General features: G+C 59.8%; 3 protein-coding genes. 2 read left to right on the forward strand and 1 reads right to left on the reverse strand.

The annotated features are described in order from the left end of the window. Positions 1 to 147: 147 nt before the first annotated feature. Positions 148 to 1,377, reverse strand: a complete 1,230-nt coding sequence (locus JMN22_RS22225) for an acyl-CoA dehydrogenase (protein WP_030140077.1) — start codon at positions 1,375 to 1,377, stop codon at positions 148 to 150. Between the two features lie 176 nt (positions 1,378 to 1,553). Here JMN22_RS22225 and JMN22_RS22230 point away from each other — a divergent pair, with 176 nt between their 5' ends. Next, complete coding sequence (locus JMN22_RS22230) at positions 1,554 to 2,483, forward strand: LysR family transcriptional regulator (protein WP_198798047.1); 930 nt, start codon at positions 1,554 to 1,556, stop codon at positions 2,481 to 2,483. 182 nt (positions 2,484 to 2,665) lie between these two features. Continuing rightward, a complete protein-coding gene (locus JMN22_RS22235; protein ID WP_030140075.1) occupies positions 2,666 to 3,067 on the forward strand; it encodes a MerR family transcriptional regulator in 402 nt (133 codons plus the stop codon). Positions 3,068 to 3,171 lie beyond the last annotated feature (104 nt).

Here is a 3,171-nt window from a genome sequence, read left to right on the forward strand (position 1 = left end):
ACGAAGCCCTGTCGGATGTACCCCTGTGGGAGAGGGCTTGCTCGCGAAGGCGGAGTGCCAAGCGACATGTTCTTTGCAGATACACCGCATTCGCGAGCAAGCCCGCTCCCACCGAGAGTATGGGGCCTGTCTCATTAGAAAAAGTTTTCAGCGCCCGCTACGCAGCATCTCCTTGGGCACATATTTGCCGATCTCGAACTTGCCGATAGCAGCGCGGTGGACTTCATCCGGGCCGTCGGCCAGGCGCAAGGTGCGTTGCATGGCATACATATAGGCCAGCGGGAAATCGTTGGAAACCCCGGCGCCGCCGTGGATCTGGATCGCCCGGTCGATGACTTTCAAGGCCACGTTAGGCGCAACGACCTTGATCTGGGCAATTTCACTCTTCGCCACTTTATTACCGACGGTGTCCATCATGTACGCCGCCTTCAAGGTCAGCAGGCGCGCCATGTCGATTTCCATCCGCGAATCGGCGATCTTGTCGATGTTACCGCCCAGGCGTGCAAGCGGTTTGCCGAATGCGGTGCGGCTGACGGCGCGCTGGCACATCAATTCCAAGGCGCGTTCCGCCATGCCGATCGAGCGCATGCAATGGTGAATCCGCCCCGGGCCCAGGCGCCCCTGGGCAATCTCAAAGCCGCGGCCTTCACCCAGCAGGACGTTTTCGTACGGCACCCGCACGTTATCGAACAGCACTTCGGCATGACCATGGGGCGCATCGTCGTAGCCGAACACCGGCAATGGCCGGACGATTTTTACCCCGGGGGTGTCCACCGGCACCAGGATCATCGAGTGCTGGGCATGGCGTGGCGCGTCGGGGTTGCTCAAGCCCATGAAGATCAGGATCTTGCAGCGCGGATCGCAGGCACCTGAAGTCCACCATTTCTTGCCGTTGATCACCCATTGATCGCCATCGCGCTCGGCGCGGGCGGCCATGTTGGTGGCGTCCGAAGAGGCGACGTCCGGCTCGGTCATGGCGAAGGCCGAGCGAATCTCGCCCCGCAGCAGCGGCTCGAGCCAGCGTTGCTTCTGTTCTTCATTGGCGTAGCGCACGAGGACTTCCATGTTGCCAGTGTCCGGCGCCGAGCAGTTGAACGGCTCCGGCCCCAGCAACGAACGTCCCATGATTTCCGCCAGCGGCGCGTATTCCAGGTTGGTCAGGCCGGCACCCAGTTCGGATTCCGGCAGGAACAGGTTCCACAAGCCCTCGGCTTTTGCCTTGGCCTTGAGTTCTTCCATGATGGCCGTGGGCTGCCAGCGATCACCTTCCGCTACCTGGCGCTCGAACACCGCTTCGGCCGGGTAGACGTAGGCATCCATGAACGCCGTGACGCGCTCGCGCAGTTCCTGAACCTTGGGGGAGTAGGCAAAATCCATCGGCAGCACCTTCTGGCAGAGGTTGTTTTTAGGTCATGGAATCGATGCTAGTTGAGCTACGAAAATTTACCTAACCTATTCTCGGCGTGTATTAACATTCATCACCGATATATGGTTCACTGATTTGCATCGCCACCCGGCACCTCATACAAGCCCAAGAATAAGAGTGCAGCGCCATGAATCTGAGCAAGGTCGACCTCAACCTTTTCATTGTCTTCGATGCCATCTACACCGAAGCCAACCTGACCCGCGCCGGGCAGATCGTCGGTATCACTCAGCCGGCCGTGTCCAATGCCCTGGCGCGCTTGCGCGAGACCTTCAACGACCCACTGTTCGTGCGCACCGCCCAAGGGATGGTGCCCACGCCGATGGCCCAGAATATTATCGGGCCGGTACGTAACGCCTTGTCGCTGCTACGGGTGTCGGTGCAGGAAAGCCGGATTTTCAATCCGCTGCAAGCCGTCAAGACCTACCGCATCAGCATGACCGACCTCACCGAAGGCGTGATCCTGCCGCCGCTGTTCCAGCGCTTGCGCCGACTGGCGCCGACCGTGGCCATCGAGAGTTTCCTGTCCAAGCGCCGGGAAACCACCAAGGAACTGGCCGCCGGGCGCCTGGACTTCGCGGTCGATGCGCCGCTCAACACCGATCCGCAGGTGCGCCACGTCAAGTTGTTGGAAGACCGTTACGTGTGTGCCATGCGCAAGGGCCATCCTTTGGCAGGCAAGGAAAAGCTCAGTCTTGACGATTACCTGGCCCAGACCCACGTGCATATTTCCAGTCGCCGCAACGGCCTGGGTTATGTCGACTTGGCCCTCGGCAAAATAGGCATCCAGCGCAAGATTGCCCTGCGCTCGCAACATTATTTGATGGCTTCCCAGGTGCTGCAGCAGACCGACATGGTCATGACGGTTCCGGAACGTTTTGCCCGCCGCCACGATCTGCATGCGGTCCACGTGCCCGTCAACGATGTGCCGCCGGTGGAAACCCATCTCTACTGGCATGAAAGCACCGACCAGGACCCGGCCAACCGCTGGATGCGCGAACAGATGATCGAGCTATGCCAGCAGGTGACGGCCCATGAGAAGAAGCTCGATAGGGTTTAGCCTGTCCAATGTGGGAGCGAACCTGCTCGCGATAGCGTCGGATCAGTCACTATTCATATTGGCTGGACTACCGCTTTCGCGAGCAGGCTCGCTCCCACAGGTTTCGTCGACAGTTCATTGCTTGACGTGAACGTCAACCTGCCTTTAGCTTAGCGCCAACCTCTTTCGTTTCGAGCGCTTCCATGAGCAGCCAGACCTACAGCATCTCCGACCTCGCCCGCGAATTGGATATCACCACCCGCGCCATCCGCTTCTACGAAGAACAGGGCCTGTTGAGCCCGGAGCGCCGTGGCCAGGAGCGTGTCTACTCACCGCGGGACAAGGTCAGCCTGAAACTGATCCTGCGTGGCAAGCGCATTGGTTTTTCCCTCGCCGAGTGCCGCGAGCTGATCGAACTGTACGACCCCAGCAGCGGCAACCAGAAACAACTCCACAGCATGCTGGCGAAAATCGCCGAGCGCCGTGAGCAGCTCGAACAGCAGCTATTGGATATCGAACAGATGAAGCTGGAGCTGGACACCGCCGAGGAACGCTGCATCCAGGCGCTGGAACAGACGATCAAGGGCGAGGAAATCGTCCAGTAACAAGCGATTCCATTGTGGGAGCGGGCTTGCTCGCGAAGGGGCCCGAACAGTCAATATCGATGTCGACTGACACTCCGTCTTCGCGAGCAAGCCCGCTCCCACAA

The sequence above is a fragment of the Pseudomonas sp. HB05 genome, assembly GCF_016756915.1.
Taxonomy (GTDB): domain Bacteria; phylum Pseudomonadota; class Gammaproteobacteria; order Pseudomonadales; family Pseudomonadaceae; genus Aquipseudomonas; species Aquipseudomonas alvandae.